At 61.3% G+C, this 14,308-nt stretch carries 15 protein-coding genes; 5 read left to right on the top strand and 10 right to left on the bottom strand.

Going from position 1 to position 14,308, the window contains the following annotated elements:
* Nucleotides 1–163 precede the first annotated feature (163 nt).
* The 7 genes from EOE18_RS10560 to EOE18_RS10535 all read right to left on the bottom strand — a co-directional run bounded on the left by EOE18_RS10560 (nucleotide 164) and on the right by EOE18_RS10535 (nucleotide 4,302).
* Nucleotides 164–1,291: a TolC family protein gene (locus EOE18_RS10560; protein WP_164852729.1), complete on the bottom strand. Its 1,128-nt coding sequence runs from the start codon at nucleotides 1,289–1,291 to the stop codon at nucleotides 164–166.
* 127 nt (nucleotides 1,292–1,418) lie between these two features.
* Nucleotides 1,419–1,586 (bottom strand): hypothetical protein, encoded by a 168-nt coding sequence (locus EOE18_RS18460; RefSeq protein WP_164852728.1) that lies wholly within the window; start codon nucleotides 1,584–1,586, stop codon nucleotides 1,419–1,421.
* A gap of 193 nt (nucleotides 1,587–1,779) precedes the next feature.
* Nucleotides 1,780–2,166, bottom strand: a complete 387-nt coding sequence (locus EOE18_RS10555; RefSeq protein WP_127709273.1) for a DUF302 domain-containing protein — start codon at nucleotides 2,164–2,166, stop codon at nucleotides 1,780–1,782.
* A 61-nt stretch (nucleotides 2,167–2,227) separates the two neighbouring features.
* Nucleotides 2,228–3,004 carry a c-type cytochrome gene (locus tag EOE18_RS10550; protein WP_164852727.1) on the bottom strand — a complete coding sequence of 259 codons (777 nt, stop codon included), beginning with the start codon at nucleotides 3,002–3,004 and terminating at the stop codon, nucleotides 2,228–2,230.
* A 25-nt stretch (nucleotides 3,005–3,029) separates the two neighbouring features.
* Complete coding sequence (locus EOE18_RS10545) at nucleotides 3,030–3,287, bottom strand: SHOCT domain-containing protein (protein ID WP_220445998.1); 258 nt, start codon at nucleotides 3,285–3,287, stop codon at nucleotides 3,030–3,032.
* Complete coding sequence (locus EOE18_RS10540) at nucleotides 3,284–3,574, bottom strand: hypothetical protein (RefSeq protein WP_127709269.1); 291 nt, start codon at nucleotides 3,572–3,574, stop codon at nucleotides 3,284–3,286. The genes EOE18_RS10545 and EOE18_RS10540 overlap by 4 nt, the downstream gene beginning before the upstream one ends.
* 302 nt (nucleotides 3,575–3,876) lie before the next feature.
* Entirely contained in the window at nucleotides 3,877–4,302 is a 426-nt protein-coding gene (locus EOE18_RS10535) for a MerR family transcriptional regulator (protein WP_127709267.1), read from the bottom strand.
* A 75-nt stretch (nucleotides 4,303–4,377) separates the two neighbouring features.
* On the opposite strand from EOE18_RS10535, the gene EOE18_RS10530 reads away from it, so the two are divergent.
* A complete protein-coding gene (locus tag EOE18_RS10530; RefSeq protein WP_127709265.1) occupies nucleotides 4,378–6,351 on the top strand; it encodes a cytochrome c/FTR1 family iron permease in 1,974 nt (657 codons plus the stop codon).
* A gap of 153 nt (nucleotides 6,352–6,504) precedes the next feature.
* Nucleotides 6,505–8,544 (top strand): heavy metal translocating P-type ATPase, encoded by a 2,040-nt coding sequence (locus EOE18_RS10525; protein ID WP_246027387.1) that lies wholly within the window; start codon nucleotides 6,505–6,507, stop codon nucleotides 8,542–8,544.
* Nucleotides 8,545–8,826: 282 nt separating this feature from the next.
* Here EOE18_RS10525 and EOE18_RS10520 read toward each other — a convergent pair whose 3' ends face one another.
* From EOE18_RS10520 to EOE18_RS10510, 3 genes are all read right to left on the bottom strand, one after another.
* On the bottom strand, nucleotides 8,827–9,765 hold the full coding sequence (locus EOE18_RS10520) for an ArdC family protein (protein ID WP_127709263.1): 939 nt from the start codon (nucleotides 9,763–9,765) through the stop codon (nucleotides 8,827–8,829).
* Nucleotides 9,766–10,148: 383 nt separating this feature from the next.
* Nucleotides 10,149–10,469 carry a single-stranded DNA-binding protein gene (locus EOE18_RS10515; RefSeq protein WP_127709261.1) on the bottom strand — a complete coding sequence of 107 codons (321 nt, stop codon included), beginning with the start codon at nucleotides 10,467–10,469 and terminating at the stop codon, nucleotides 10,149–10,151.
* A gap of 216 nt (nucleotides 10,470–10,685) precedes the next feature.
* Complete coding sequence (locus tag EOE18_RS10510; RefSeq protein WP_127709259.1) at nucleotides 10,686–11,120, bottom strand: toprim domain-containing protein; 435 nt, start codon at nucleotides 11,118–11,120, stop codon at nucleotides 10,686–10,688.
* Nucleotides 11,121–11,469: 349 nt separating this feature from the next.
* Here EOE18_RS10510 and EOE18_RS10505 point away from each other — a divergent pair, with 349 nt between their 5' ends.
* From EOE18_RS10505 to EOE18_RS10495, 3 genes are all read left to right on the top strand, one after another.
* Nucleotides 11,470–11,814, top strand: coding sequence for a hypothetical protein (locus EOE18_RS10505; RefSeq protein WP_127709257.1), 345 nt, complete (start codon nucleotides 11,470–11,472; stop codon nucleotides 11,812–11,814).
* 70 nt (nucleotides 11,815–11,884) lie between these two features.
* Nucleotides 11,885–13,150, top strand: a complete 1,266-nt coding sequence (locus tag EOE18_RS10500; RefSeq protein WP_127709255.1) for a TolC family protein — start codon at nucleotides 11,885–11,887, stop codon at nucleotides 13,148–13,150.
* Nucleotides 13,151–13,154: 4 nt separating this feature from the next.
* On the top strand, nucleotides 13,155–14,306 hold the full coding sequence (locus tag EOE18_RS10495; protein WP_181953045.1) for an efflux RND transporter periplasmic adaptor subunit: 1,152 nt from the start codon (nucleotides 13,155–13,157) through the stop codon (nucleotides 14,304–14,306).
* Nucleotides 14,307–14,308: the final 2 nt, after the last annotated feature.

Raw genomic sequence — 14,308 nt, 5'->3', positions numbered from 1 at the left:
ATCCTTTCGCGTCAGGTCAAACACGAAAGACCCATCCCTCTTCTCTTTTTTCTTGGCACGTTACTTGGTCTGTAACGCCCATATTTGCTTAAATGCTCACAAAGAAGTGTCAGCCATTCATGGCGCCCCGACGCTCGCTGACCGAAAAGTCACGTATGGGACGTTACATAGTCGACCTGCGCAAGACGCGCCCGCTTTCGAGCGTGCGCGAATATGCGCCCTCGCTTTCAGGCCCCCAAGTGAGATCGATATCACATAGGGGACCTGACCCACCGTGGTTTGAAACGTTTTGCCGCGCAGACAAGCGGCCTGAGCTTGCCCGTCGATTTCCATCTAGACAAATAAAAACAACAAAGTCTATGGCATTAGCGAGATCGGCTCGCGCCTGTTCGATTTCCTGCTCAGTGTCGAGTTCGGTGGCGCGGCGCAGGGCAGTCGCTCGGTCGCGCTCGGCGCTGGCCTGTGCAACCGACGAAGCGCCACTGTTGAAGAGCGGCAGCGGTACGGAGATGCCAAGCACTGCCGCAACGCCGTTACTGATCGGCACGCGGCGTACCCCCGCGGTCACAGTCACGTCAGGCAGGCGCTGTGCGCGGGCAAGGCGAAGTTGGGCCTCAGCCGCATCTTCGCTGGCGCGTGCAGCAGCGACAGCCAGACTACTGCCACTCTGAGTCGATTGTGGTCCGTAAGTGCCGATACGGTCAAACCATGCCTGATCGAGTGCATTGGTCACCGGTCGGCCGATCCGGCGGCCAAGATTGGCCCGCGCTAGGTCGGCGAGACGTCCAGCACGGTCGACGGCCGCGTCTGCACTGATCCTCAGCACTTCGGCGCGTTGCTCTTCGAGCGGTGACGCGCGGCCAGCGACAACACGCACATGGGCCGCGCGAACAGCTTCGGCAGCAATCGCCGCCTGATCACGCGCTGTCGTAAGGCGACGATCGGCAGCTACGGCTTCGACATAGGCTTGTGTTACCACGAACATCAAATCGGAGCCGGCAGCGATGCGCTCGATTTGCGCGCGATTGCCTTGGGCATCGGCAACCGCGATCCGAGCAGAGCGCTTGCCGCCAAGCTCTACCGGAACGCCAATGGAAACCGTCTGCTTGGGCACTTCAATCTCGTTATAGGCGCGCGAACCGCCGACATTCTCGATATCGGTGTTCAGCGATGGGTTAGGCCGAAGTCCGGCAATTCGCCTCGCAGCGTCAGCAGCGCGAACACCGGCATCGGCAGCATCGATATTGGGTGATGCCGAGCCTGCAAGCTCGAGCACTTCGGGCAGCGTCAAGACGGAAGCGTTCGCGGCTGCGGACGTCTCAGCGCGAGCAGTTGGAATGCCCCCACCTGTAACGAGGATTGCTGCAGCAAGCGCACAGCCTAAGGGATTCAACAGAGATGGCATGGGACCCAAGAATTCAGAGGGTGGGGCTGAGTTTGATCCGCGCGCTGCGGACGAGCTCACACGGGCCAAAAGCGAAGTTGAAAGCGAGACAGACCGTCAGCACCCGCCGCAGGGCGAAATCGTGCTGCCTGCGAATCGCGTCGCCATTACACGAGAGGATTGATGAGGCGGATTCGGTCATGAAGCGCTTCTACAATCTCCAGCCACTGTAGAAGCAACCGCTAAATGGCCCGCTTGTGAGTAGGCGAGAGCTGACAACATGATCTCAGCAGGATACAGAAGCGACTGCATCAACCAGCACAGCAAGCCCTAACCGGGCGATCTTGACTCGTTGGGCCAGCCACCAGGAGACTCATCTCCGAAGGCATTCTGCCTCAGAGACTTTCGATCACTCTGCGTAGCATCTCGCGGACCTGTTCCGCCGCATGCTTCAGATCCGGATTTTCGATGGCCATCATTGAGGCCACCGGATCAATTGCCGCCACCTCGACTTTCCCTGCGCCTATGTCCTGAACGACGACATTGCATGGTAGCATTGTGCCAACCTTGTCCTCAATTTGAAGCGCCTCATGCGCCAATTGAGGATTGCAGGCCCCCAAAATGAGATAATCGCGAAATTCGACCCCGATTTTGTTCTTGAACGTATCCCTGACGTTGATCTGGGAGATAATCCCAAAGCCGTGCGCTTGCAGAACTTCGGTGGCGCGCCGCACGGCACTCTCGAAATCCGTCTCCAGCGTCTTGGCAAAATAATAGCTCATCGTGCTTTCCTCAGCAGAAAAGGGAGGCCAGGCTCTACATTGGCGGCTCGAATACCACGATTCAGGGCGTGCTCGACAGGAACTCGGCAATCGCCTGCCTGTTCGCGTCATCCAGGCTCGCGGCCATCCGATTCATGACCGTGCCCTGGCGCTCGCCGCTGGCGAAGCGGTTCAACTGGTCGACGATATAGGCCGCGCGCTGGCCCTCGAGGTTCGGGACATTCGCGGTACCCGGCCCCATCATTCCGCCCATGCCTCCACCCATCATACCACCGCCCATCATGCCCCTCATGGGCATGCCGCGTCTGCTACCCGCAGTGTGACACACCGCGCAGGAGGGCATGCGGGAATAAAACAGGGATTGACCTTCGGCGACCCGGCTTTCGTCCTTTTGCTCATCGGGCTTGCGGGTCTGCTGACTGAAATAGGTCGCAACATCGGCGATGTCTTCATAGGCGAGCGCGGTGACATTGGGAGCCATCATGTCTGATTTGCGCGTTCCTTCCTTGAAGGCGCGAATTTCCCAGTAGAGGTAGGGAAGGCTTTGCCCTGCCAATTTCGGAAAGTGAGGATCTGGACTGCCATTTCCGTCGGCGCCATGACAGGCCCCGCATTTTTCCTGCGCAATCTGTTGGCCTCGGGTGGCGTTGCCAGAGATTACACCCGCTGCCTGTGTATTGCCCCAGCTCGGGCGCTCCGCCGATGCTTCGGCAGCCCCTTGGCGTGAGTCACAACCACTCACGACCGCGCTCAGCGCCAACATGAGCGACAACGAGCGCCCCCTGTGACGGGCGAACTCGCCCGTTATCCGGCTGATGTTGATAGGAAAAACGGCCATAGGTCTCACCCCCAATCGCGCAATCCTAGGCCCCGAGATCGGCCTTCTTCTGCAGATATTCTTCCCGATCGATCTCGCCACTCGCATAACGCCGTTCGAGAATTTCGAGACTAGCGGGAAGATTTCTTGAGTCGGTGTTGTTGGATCGAGGCTTCAGGCCCAAGCGAATGAAGGCAACGATACCGGCAATCGCCAACAGAAGCAGCAGAAGGGAGAAAATACCATGGAACATCATCCAGGTCCCCCAACTTGCATTCTGGCAGGCACCATTGGCCCACATCATGGCACTTGACGCCAAGAACCAGTGTGTCGGTTAACCTCAAAGCGTTGCACGAGTCCTTCCTTATCGACTGTCACGATATCCGCGATGATGATCTCGGGTGTGCTCGCCACCACTTTTCCGGGTTTAAGACGTGGATTGCCCATCATCGCAATGGAGCGCTCGACCGAACTCCTGACATCATCGACCGACAGATTCATATTGGTTTGTGATTGGCCGTGCTGGCCCATCATGCCAGACCCCATCGGGCCAGACCCCATCATGCCCGCCATTCCGGATCCCATCATCATTCCGGACCCCATAGGGCATGGACTGACGGGAGGCGCTGACTGAGCAATAGAGTTGCTCGCCAGAATGGCCGAGCCAATGAAAACTACGAGGCCAATTCGGCCAATTGCTCTCACGCTTGGCATCGTATCACTCCTCCGCATCGCTACATCCGACTCCTGACGCAACGCCGACGCTACAACCTCCAGTCGCTGGAGGAGCAAGCCCTGAATCCGTCGCCTGAACGATAGCCATGAGAGTAAGGCACCGCGATTGTGGAAACACACAATGCGATAACCTCAATCACTTCGCGAGGATTTGTGGCTCACTCATTATTGAGCAAGGCAACGCCAGCAATTGCCTCGATCACGCGGCAATCTGCGGCGCGGCCGCCATCACAGGACGCAGCGACGCCCACCAGTGCGCTGCGCAGGGTTTGCAGGCGGGCGATGCGCTCTTCGATGTCGCGCAAGTGCTGGCGCGCGATTGCTGCCGCTTCACCGCAGTCGCGTTCAGGCTGATCCGATAGCGCCAGCAGTGAGCGGATTTCGTCGACTGAGAATCCCAGGGTGCGGCCGTGGCGAATGAACGAAAGCCGCCGGACATCAGCTGCATTATAGATGCGCCTTCCAGATGCGGTCCGCATCGGGCACGGAAGCAGGCCGATGTCCTCGTAAAACCGAACTGTGTTGACCTTGGTGCCAGTTTGCCGTGCCAAGTCGCCAATTGCCAAACGCGCGGGGTCACTCATCTACAGGCTCCATATTGCGAGCGGCTCGCAAAAACCGCTTGCTTCTACAGTAGCTGTAGATTGTATCGGAGGGCAATGAGCAAGCCCGAATTCGCGAATCACGCCCCGAAATCCGTCAAAGCCGCGACCCGCGTGCTGCGCCTAGCCGTTTTGCTGGTGTCCCTGCTGGTGGCGGGAACGGCCCCAGCCTTTGCAAACCCGAGCGACGAGGATGTCCAGACGGCCTGGCGGCTGCTCGACTATGTCGCGGTCGATTATGCGGGGGCAGTTGCCGACGGAAAGGTGAAGAGCGCGCCGGAATATGCGGAGATGACCGAGTTTGCCGGCGCGGTCGAAACCAAGCTAATGGCGCTGCCGCCAGCAGCGCAGAAGGCCGGGCTGTTGTCCGAAGCGAAAGCGTTTCGAGGCATGGTCGTGCAGAAAGCCGCGCCGAATGATGTAGCGAGGTCCGCCCGGACGCTCGCCGCGCACCTGCTGGCGGCCTATCCCGTCCCGCTTGCACCCGGCAAAACCCCTGATCTGGCGCGCGGCAAAGCGCTCTACGCACAAAACTGTGCAGGTTGCCATGGCCTGAGCGGCGACGGTCACGGACCCGATGCCGCCAAGCTCAACCCCGTGCCGGTTGCCTTTGCAGATGCGTCGCGGGCCCGCGAGAGAAGCCCCTTTGCGCTCTATCAGGTGATCGGCCAAGGGCTCGGTGGCACCGCCATGCGCAGCTTCTCCGAATTGCCCTCGCAAGACCGCTGGGACCTTGCGTTCTACATCGGACGCTTCGCTTTCCCCGTTTCGGGCAAGGGCGAACAGCTCTGGAAGAGCGATGCCGCATTGCACACCCAGGTTCCCAACCTTGCCACGCTAGCCGGGATGACGCCTGCCTCGCTCGGACGGCAGATTGGTCCTGACAAGGCTGATGCGGTCCTTGGGTATCTGCGAGCGCATCCCGAAGCGGTGAGTGAGGCCAAGGCCGGATCGCTGACAGTTGCTCATGAAAAGCTTCAGGCCAGCCTTACGGCTTACGAGGCCGGCGGCAGGGAGGCGGCCAAGAAGCTCGCGCTGTCCGCCTATCTCGACGGGTTCGAGCCGGTCGAGCCGGCGCTCGCCGCGCGCGATGCGACGCTGATGGGGCGGATCGAGACTGAAATGGGCAATCTTCGCGCAGCCATTGACCGCGGCGAACAGGTCAGCGCGGTCAAGGATCGCATGGCTATCCTTGATGGGCTGTTCAGCGATGCCGAGGAAGTGCTCTCGCCCGATGCTGCCAGCACAGCGTCCACATTCCTCGGCGCGTTCACCATCCTGCTGCGCGAGGGCGTGGAAGCGCTGCTGATCGTGGTCGCGATGATCGCCTTTCTGCGCAAGGCGGATCGCGGCGAGATGGTTCGCCATGTCCACGTCGGTTGGGTTGCGGCCCTTGCCGCAGGAGCGTTGACATGGGCTGTTGCGACCTTCTTCATCGGCATCAGCGGCGCAAGCCGGGAATTGACCGAAGGGTTCGGCTCGCTGTTCGCCGCCGTGGTTCTGCTGTCCGTCGGCATCTGGATGCACGGCAAATCGCAGGCCAGGGAATGGCAGCGCTATATCAACGAAACGCTCGGCAAGGCGCTGTCGCGCAGTTCAGCGTGGTTCCTGTTCGGTCTCGCCTTTATCGTCGTCTATCGCGAGGTTTTCGAGACCATCTTGTTCTATGCTGCGCTGACCGCACAGGAGAGCGGAGTAGTCATTCTGGCCGGTGCGATCTCGGCCGTCGTGGTCTTGGCGTTGATCGCCTGGGCCATGTTACGGTTCAGTGCCCAGCTTCCGGTGGGTGAGTTCTTCAAATACAGTTCTTGGTTGATCGCGGTTTTGGCGGTCGTCCTCGCCGGCAAGGGCGTATCCGCGTTGCAGGAAGCGGGAATCATCGACATTGCCCCGCTGGCTCACATGCCACGCATCCCGGTACTGGGGCTGTTCCCGACCTGGCAGACGGTTGGCGCCCAATTGTTGACGATCGCGGTCATCGTGGCAGGTGGATGGTACAACGAAAGGCCCGCCCGCAAAGCGGCGGCGTGACGGAGTCGTCTCATGACCGATACTTGCTGCTGTTCAAATTCAGCGCCCACTTCCCGGGACGAGACAGTTCCGTCCGTGCTTTCGACTGCGCCTGAGGGTAGCAGCATCACCCATCTGCGCATTTCCCAGATGGATTGTCCGACCGAGGAAGCAATGATCCGCAAGAAACTTGGCGCCATGAGCGAGGTCCAGGAGCTCGAATTCAGTCTGATGCAGCGCATGCTGACGGTTACCCATCGCACCGGCGCATTGTCAGCGGTCCAGACAGCCATTCGCGAACTCGGCATGGACGCCGAGCTCGTCGAGCCGGAGGGCAATGAGGAGCCTCACGAGGAAGCTACCAAGCCGTGGTGGCCCTATACCGCAGGCGGCCTTGCGGCATTGATCGCGGAGATCATGCAATGGTCCGGCTTGCCCGAATGGATGGTCGCGCTGGTTGCCTTACTCGCCGTCGCGCTCTGCGGGCTCGATACCTATCGTAAGGGCTGGATTGCCCTGCGCCACGGCAATCTCAACATCAACGCGCTGATGAGCATCGCGGTGACGGGCGCTCTGCTGATCCGTCAGTGGCCTGAGGCTGCAATGGTCATGGTGCTGTTCGCCATCGCCGAGCTGATCGAAGCGAAGTCGCTCGTCCGCGCGCGCAACGCCATTCGCGGCCTCGTCCAGCTCGCCCCGGACCATGCCACCGTTCGTCAGCCGGACGGTTCGTGGGTCGATCGCCCGGCCGCATCGGTGCGCATCGGTGATGTTGTCCGGATCAAGCCAGGTCAGAGCATTGCACTGGACGGCACCGTCACAAGCGGTCGTTCGACAATCAACCAGGCGGCGATCACCGGCGAGAGCATGCCGGTCGAGAAAGGTCCGGGCGACCCGGTTTTTGCCGGCACGCTCAACCAGGCTGGATCGTTCGAATATGCTGTGACGGCGGATGCCGGCCATTCGACCCTCGCGCGGATCATCGAGGCAGTGGAATCGGCGCAGGGCGCGCGTGCTCCGACCCAGCGCTTCGTCGACCAGTTCGCGCGCATCTACACGCCGGTTGTGTTCCTCGGCGCCGTTGCGGTGGCCCTCATTCCGCCGCTGCTATTCGCTGCCAACTGGCTGGACTGGATCTACAAGGCATTGGTCCTTCTGGTGATCGCGTGTCCCTGCGCCCTCGTCATCTCGACCCCGGTCACGATCGTCAGTGGCCTCGCGGCAGCGGCGCGCCAGGGTATCCTGATCAAGGGCGGGGTCTATCTCGAACAGGGGCACAGGCTTGCCGTGCTCGCGCTCGACAAGACCGGGACAATCACGCACGGCAAGCCAGCCCTGACCGATACCGTGTGGTTCAGCGCGGCGGAGGGGATCGATAGCCTAAGCATTGCGACCAGTCTTGCCGCCCGCTCGGATCATCCGGTTTCCTATGCGATCGCTCAAGCCGGCCGAGAGTCCGGCATAGGCTTGCTCGAAGTGACCGGCTTTGCCGCGCTGCCGGGGCGCGGGGTGAAGGGCACAATTGGCGGCATCGACTATCTGCTCGGCAATCACCGTTTGATCCACGAAACCGGGGTATGCTCGCCAGCGATTGAGGCGCAGCTCGCCGAACTGGAAGCGCAGGGCAAGACGGCCATTGTCCTGACCGATGGCAAGGAGCCGCTCATTCTCCTCGCCGTTGCCGATACCATCAGGGACAGCAGCCGCGTTGCCATTCGAGCCTTGCACGAGCTTGGCATCGAGACGGTGATGCTGACAGGCGACAACTCCCGTACCGCCGCAGCCATCGCGCAGCAGGTGGGGATCGACAAGGCAATGGGCGACCAGTTGCCTGAGGACAAGCTCCAGGCGATTGAACGCTACATCTGCGATGGCCGATACGTCGGCATGGTCGGAGACGGCATCAACGACGCTCCCGCGCTTGCGCGCGCCGACATCGGCTTTGCGATGGGGGCTGCCGGTTCCGATACTGCCATCGAGACGGCCGACGTTGCCTTGATGGACGACGATCTCAACAAGATCGCCCGCTTCGTGCGGCTTTCGCGCAAAACACGGGCCGTGCTGATCCAGAACATCACCCTGGCCCTTGGTATCAAGGCTATCTTTTTGGCGCTGACGCTTACAGGATATGGGACGATGTGGATGGCCGTATTCGCCGACATGGGAGCCAGCCTTATCGTAGTCGGCAACGGCCTGAGGCTGGTTCGTCAGTAGTGCGGAACGTAGCAACCCTCTTGGCTTGGTCGTCTACGCAGAACGACAGGCAGCGCTGGGCGATGTAGCTGCACCGGCCATCGTAGAAGGCAAAACCCGCCCTCTTCACGCACCCACGAAAATGCTGTTGTACCCGCTGGGGCCAGCGCGACGGTTCACAATAAAGGCGAAATGCCACGACGGCGAAAACGCTGACGTTGTTTTCGTCAGGCCAGCAAGTCGCGATCTGTCTGGCTGTTATGGTGATGGGAGGGCAGCGCAGGGCCGCCCTCCGGTCTGACGTTAGGCGGCCTTGGATTGCGCGGACGCATCCATGTGCGAGAGGATCAACTCGCTTGCAGCCTGTGCGGCCGCTGCAGCGCGGAAAATGGCCCGCTTGTCGTTGCGCAGGGCGGTCAACCAAGAGGCCACATAGGCGGCGTGGTCCTCGCGCTCGGTCGGCTCCATGCCAAGCTGTGCGCAAAGCATGGCTGCCCCGATTTCGGCCAAAAGTTCTTCCTCTGCCCTGATTTCGCGTGATTTTCCGTAATCGCGCAAGGTTTCGCGGGCGAGGCGCTTGGCGTGGCCGGTGCTATGCACGGCCTCGTGCGCGAGGGTCGCATAGAAGGCATTACCGCTTTCAAAGTCGGCAAAGCCGGGCATCTGGATATGGTCGGCGGCGGGGTTATAATAGGCGCTCGATCCGCCCTCGGCATAGGGCACAGGCCAGCGGGCAAAGGCCGCGTCAAGTTCGCCGTCTCGCTGGTCGCGGTTCTTGATCTCGATCCGGGGCACGGGATACTTGCTCATATCGAGGCCGTAGATTTGCTCGACGTTGAAAACGAAATACTTCTTCAGGAATTTACGGCTTGCTTCCTCGCCCTCGCTGTTGGTGACAGGCTCGCCGGTTTCGCCATCCTTGGGGGTGAAAGTTCCGGCATGAACGACAAGATTGCCTTTCTCGCCCTTGCGAACCTGCCCGCCCAGCTCGGCGGCTTGGCGGTAGGTCATCCAATAAGGGTTGATGAAACCGCGCGTCATGGCGGCGGTCCAGAGCAAGAGGATATTGATACCGCGATAGGCGGTGCCCTCATGCCGCAAGGGCAGGCTTGCCGCACCGGAAGCCCAACGGGGCGACCACGGGCGCGTTCCAGCTTCCAGCATGGCGATAATCTGGGCGGTGACTTCCTCGTAAACATCGGCGCGGGGGGCGGTGTTCTGGCGGGTGGTCTTGCGGGTCATGTGTTTGTTTCCCTTCTTCGATGGAGCCGAAGGCGATGGCGTCCATCGGCTTCTGCCCGCTGGCGAAGCCGGGGGGGTTGAACCGGCATGAGGGCTGGTCGCAGGGGAGGGGTATCACCCGCCCTGCACGAAGCGCAGCGAAGGAAGGGTGGGGAAACCCCTGCGACCACCAAGCGTAGCGCGGCACGCGCGCAGACGGCCTGGCCCTTGCCGGGAAGGGGGGAGGCCGCCCCCCTTGGTCTGGAAAAGGAAATGTGGCCGCATTGGCGGCCTCAGCTTCGAGCGAGGATCGTCGCCCGCATGGGACGAAACCGCTGAGCGGGTTCGGTCGGAACGCAGCGGAGATAGAGCCGTGCTGCCAAGCCGCTCCCGCTTGCGCAAAATTACTCCTCGCCGCCTGCCTTTGCCAGAACAGAGAAGGTGTCTGCGATCAATTCCGTGCGATAGGCAACCTCGTTACCCTCCCCGTGGCTGGTTTCGCGCATTCGTCCAGTGATGTGAACCAGATCACCTTTGCCAGCGGCCTCAATCTGCTCGCGGACATTCGAGAATCCGACGACATTGTTCCAGTGGGGGTCGCTCTTCCACCCGTCGCCATCACGGCGGTTATAATTGGCTGCGACGGTGACATAGATCACCTTGTCGCGCGGCGTGATCTTGCCGATCCGGCCGATGATCCGAAACTCAGCGATGTTCTGCGGCATGGTCCACTCCCTTGGCTGATTGACGATGGCCCGAACCCAGACCCGCCCATCGTGGATCGCGCAGGATCTGATCGAGCCTGGTAAAAGCGTGACAGGCCGAGGGCGGCGCCAGGCCGGAACAGGAAATGCTGGCATCCTGATGATGATGGTTGCCGAGCGGGGATTGCGTAACCGCGAAAAGCAAGGCCGCGCCGCCGCCCAAAAGCGCACGCGCTCTCACGCCCGGATCGCAGTTCGAGCCATCAGCGTATCGTTCCAATCCCCACCCGGCGGTGGAAACACGATGTCGAGCGAACGGCCGTTGGCTGTGAGATTGTCGTGCCCGCGCGTAATCCCGTCGGCCGCAGCCTTCCCATGCTGGGAGTAGATGACGATCCGCCGCACATGATCGGGAATAGTGATCTCCCGGTAGCGCTCGACACCGCACACCGCCGCGCAGCCGGGAAGGTCGTTGAGGATCATCGCAGATTCCGCGTCCTCGAACCCTTCGGCCAGATTCATTGTGGCATCAGCCAGAGCGCCAAGCTGGATGACGCTGCCGCGCGTATCACCCAGAGTCCGCTTGGCGCCATCCAGACAGCGCGCCTTTTGGCCATCGGCATCGAGGAAGATCCGCAGCAGCGCGCGCAGATTGCGCCCTTCGGAGGGCATAGCGTGGAAAGTACGCTATGCCCTCAATAGCGGATGGTTTCGACGCGGGTGCCCGTTTGTTTCGCGAGATCGCCAATTTTCATATTGACCCTATAGTAACTTCAGGGTGCATATGACAGGCCGTAACGACGCGAATCGGATCAGACATGGCGCAAGCCCACTGCTCAAAGACTGGCGAAACGCACACGGCTATCGCCGCGTTCGCGTTTTCACGTCCTGTCGACGGGACGTCTGCGCTTGAATCGATACCAGTTGCGCAGGGCGACATCGCAGCCCTCACAAAGACCTCTTTTGCCTCCGCATGGACTTTGCAATGACAGGTCGCAGAAAATCGGCTAGAGGCCTCTCCATGTTTCGCTGGAGCTTCCTCCTTCTTTGCATGCTTGTCGTGTCGCTTACGACCGTAGCGACCGTGCATGCCAACGAAGTTCCAAACCCGACACTCTCTGCGACCCAGACCAGCATCGAATGTTCTGGCCAAGTTCACAGTGAAGGGGACGGCGATCAATCGCAGGGCGATTCCGATAAAGCTGTTCCCCATCATCATGGTTGCCACGGTGGGGTCTCCTTCCTGCCCGCCCGCGCCACTGAGACGACCGTTTTCGCTATCGTCACGGAAACGCTGATGACCGTCGATGAGGCGGTTCCCGGTCGTTGGTCCGTCGGGCCTGATTTGCGGCCTCCTATCGCCTGATTGAAAGTCAACTGACTGTCGCCCGTATTCCGGGTGCGCAGATTGATGCCTATCAATCAGGAATTTCTACATGCACAGGATCATTGCGGCCTTTCTGGCTGCCACGTCTTGCGTCGCCGTGGCGCAAGCACAGGATAATCTAACGGCGCAGCAGTCTGTAGCGGCTGTGTTCACTCTCGATGATGCAGTCGCGGCCGCAGGCGGAAGCGCCCCAGCAGCAGATGCGGCTCAGGCTGGGATCGATGCAGCTCGCGCGGGACGGACCGTGGCGGGCCTCCGCCCTAACCCTACTGTCCAGAGCCAGGTTGAGAACGTCGTTGGTTCGGGGCCGTATGGCGGTTTTCGCCAAGCCGAAACGACTGTTGGGGTCAATATCCCGATCGAGCTGGGCGGGAAGCGTTCGGCGCGCATTGCGGTAGCGGACGCCCAATCGAACAGGGCCGTGCTAATCGCGGCTATCACCCAAGCCGATATTCGGGTGCAGGTGACTGCACTCTATATCGATGCGATTGCGGCGGAACGCCGGGTGGTGACGGCCCGCGATCAGCTTCGTATCGCGCAAGATGCTCTTAATGCCGCCAAGGTAAGGGTTCAGGCGGGTCGCGCTTCGCCGATCGAAGAGCAAAGGGCAGATGTTGCACGGCTGAATGCCCAAGCGGGCGCGGAGCGGGCAGCCAGGCTCGCGGATGCGGCGCGTGCCAATCTCGCGCGTCGGATCGGCAAGCCCATTTTCGGGCCGCTGGATACCGCCGTGCTCGATTTGCTGCCACCTGCTACTTACGGCCCCAACTCGGTAGAAAGCGCTGGAACGCTGGCCATGGCGGCGGCCGATGCGGATCTTGCCATCGCCGACGCCGGCGTCCAGCTCGCAAAATCCCAGCGCGTTCCAGATGTAACGGTCGGTCCGGCGCTCCGGCGTCTTGAGGTCAGCAAGGATATCGCGGCGGTCTTCTCCGTTTCGATCCCGATACCGCTGTTCAATTCCGGTCGGGCAGCGGTGGCGCAGGCAAGCGCGGAACGCAGTCGCGCAGAAGCTCAGCGTCGTATGACCGCGCTCGATGTAGAACAGGCCATTACCGATGCCCAGGCCGAGGCTGATAATGCCGCGACCACGGCGCGCAATGCCAGCGGGCCTGCACTTGTAGCAGCGCAGGAGGCCGCCCGCATCGCTCGTGTCGGGTATCGCGAAGGCAAGTTCGGACAGCTCGATTTGCTCGATGCCGAACGGACCCTCGCCGACACGCGCGTCGCCGCGATCGACGCACTCGCCTCGTACCAGAACGCCAAGGCCCGGTTGCAGCGTCTCACCGCTCCCGCGCCAGAACAGGGGAATTGATCCTATGAAACTTACGAAAAGCACTGCGCTTCTAATGCCACTGACCTTGGCCTTTCTTCTCGCCGGTTGTGGTGGCGGCAGCGAGGCCAGCAATGAGACGGCCCCCGCCAACCAGCAGCAGGCAGATGCTTCCCCCGTCGAGGGCAAGATAACGCTCTCGCCGGACCAAATCGCGTCGGCAGGCATCCAGATTGCTCGGCCGACCGTGGGAGGGGGAGGAACGCTAGAGCTGCCGGCGACGATCGAGGGTGATCCGCAAGGCACACAAGTCGTATCGGCAGCGATTGGCGGGCGTGTCGTATCGTTGACCCGGAATCTTGGTCAGTCGGTGGGGCGCGGGGATACTCTGGCCGTCATAGAAAGCCGAGAAGCGGCGCAGCTCAAGGGCGAAGTTGAGGCATCTCGCGCCCGTCTCACGTTGGCAAACTCCAACCTGGCGCGCGAACAGCGACTGTTTGCGCAGCGCGTGTCGCCGGAGCAGGATCTGATTGCTGCTCGAACTGCGGCCATCGAAGCGCGGATTGCCTATAATCAGGCGCAGCAGCAGGTCTCCGCCGCCGGTGGGGGTGGGGGCGGTCTCAACCGTCTGGGCATTGCAGCGCCCGTTTCCGGTCAGGTCATCTCGCGCAGCGTTGTTCTGGGTCAGACCGTCGCGGCGGATGCTGAACTCTATCGCATCGCCAACCTTTCCAGCGTTTCGCTGTCGCTCAACCTACAACCCGCTGACGCGGGTCGGGTTAAGCCGGGCAATCTCGTCACGGTGACGGCCGCGGGTCGTCAAGCGACGGCCAAGGTCAGCTTCGTGTCTCCTGCGCTCGATGCACAGACGCGATTGGTCCCGGTCATCGCTACGCTCGACAATCGGAATATGGAATGGCGGGTGGGCGAGCCGGTGACGGCTTCTGTCCAGCTCACTGGCAGCGGAGGGGACGGCGCAATCAGCGTGCCCACGACAGCGGTGCAAACCGACGAGGGCAAGTCGGTCGTTTTCGTCCGAACCAAGACTGGCTTCCAGGCCGTCCCCGTTACGTTGGGCGACAGCAGCGGCGCCAGTGTAATCGTGCGCTCGGGCCTGAAGGGCACCGAGCAGATCGCTACCGTCAACAGCTTCACGCTCAAGGCCGAACTCGGCAAGAGCGAAGCGGCGGAGGATTGAGC

The sequence above is a fragment of the Novosphingobium umbonatum genome, assembly GCF_004005905.1.
Classification (GTDB): domain Bacteria; phylum Pseudomonadota; class Alphaproteobacteria; order Sphingomonadales; family Sphingomonadaceae; genus Novosphingobium; species Novosphingobium umbonatum.
The sequence above is the reverse complement of the archived record's forward strand: the minus strand, read 5'-3'. Positions and strand labels throughout refer to the sequence as shown.

Excerpts from the sequence above, each read along its gene's own strand:
- EOE18_RS10495 (WP_181953045.1), top strand. The coding sequence starts at position 13,155 with ATGAAACTTACGAAAAGCACTGCGCTTCTAATGCCACTGACCTTGGCC.
- EOE18_RS10540 (WP_127709269.1), bottom strand. The coding sequence starts at position 3,574 with ATGATGATGGGATCCGGAATGGCGGGCATGATGGGGTCTGGCCCGATG.
- EOE18_RS10535 (WP_127709267.1), bottom strand. The coding sequence starts at position 4,302 with ATGAGTGACCCCGCGCGTTTGGCAATTGGCGACTTGGCACGGCAAACT.
- EOE18_RS10530 (WP_127709265.1), top strand. The coding sequence starts at position 4,378 with ATGAGCAAGCCCGAATTCGCGAATCACGCCCCGAAATCCGTCAAAGCC.
- EOE18_RS10550 (WP_164852727.1), bottom strand. The coding sequence starts at position 3,004 with ATGGCCGTTTTTCCTATCAACATCAGCCGGATAACGGGCGAGTTCGCC.
- EOE18_RS10500 (WP_127709255.1), top strand. The coding sequence starts at position 11,885 with ATGCACAGGATCATTGCGGCCTTTCTGGCTGCCACGTCTTGCGTCGCC.
- EOE18_RS10510 (WP_127709259.1), bottom strand. The coding sequence starts at position 11,120 with ATGCCCTCCGAAGGGCGCAATCTGCGCGCGCTGCTGCGGATCTTCCTC.
- EOE18_RS10545 (WP_220445998.1), bottom strand. The coding sequence starts at position 3,287 with ATGATGTGGGCCAATGGTGCCTGCCAGAATGCAAGTTGGGGGACCTGG.
- EOE18_RS10505 (WP_127709257.1), top strand. The coding sequence starts at position 11,470 with ATGTTTCGCTGGAGCTTCCTCCTTCTTTGCATGCTTGTCGTGTCGCTT.
- EOE18_RS18460 (WP_164852728.1), bottom strand. The coding sequence starts at position 1,586 with ATGACCGAATCCGCCTCATCAATCCTCTCGTGTAATGGCGACGCGATT.
- EOE18_RS10520 (WP_127709263.1), bottom strand. The coding sequence starts at position 9,765 with ATGACCCGCAAGACCACCCGCCAGAACACCGCCCCCCGCGCCGATGTT.
- EOE18_RS10525 (WP_246027387.1), top strand. The coding sequence starts at position 6,505 with ATGATCCGCAAGAAACTTGGCGCCATGAGCGAGGTCCAGGAGCTCGAA.
- EOE18_RS10515 (WP_127709261.1), bottom strand. The coding sequence starts at position 10,469 with ATGCCGCAGAACATCGCTGAGTTTCGGATCATCGGCCGGATCGGCAAG.
- EOE18_RS10555 (WP_127709273.1), bottom strand. The coding sequence starts at position 2,166 with ATGAGCTATTATTTTGCCAAGACGCTGGAGACGGATTTCGAGAGTGCC.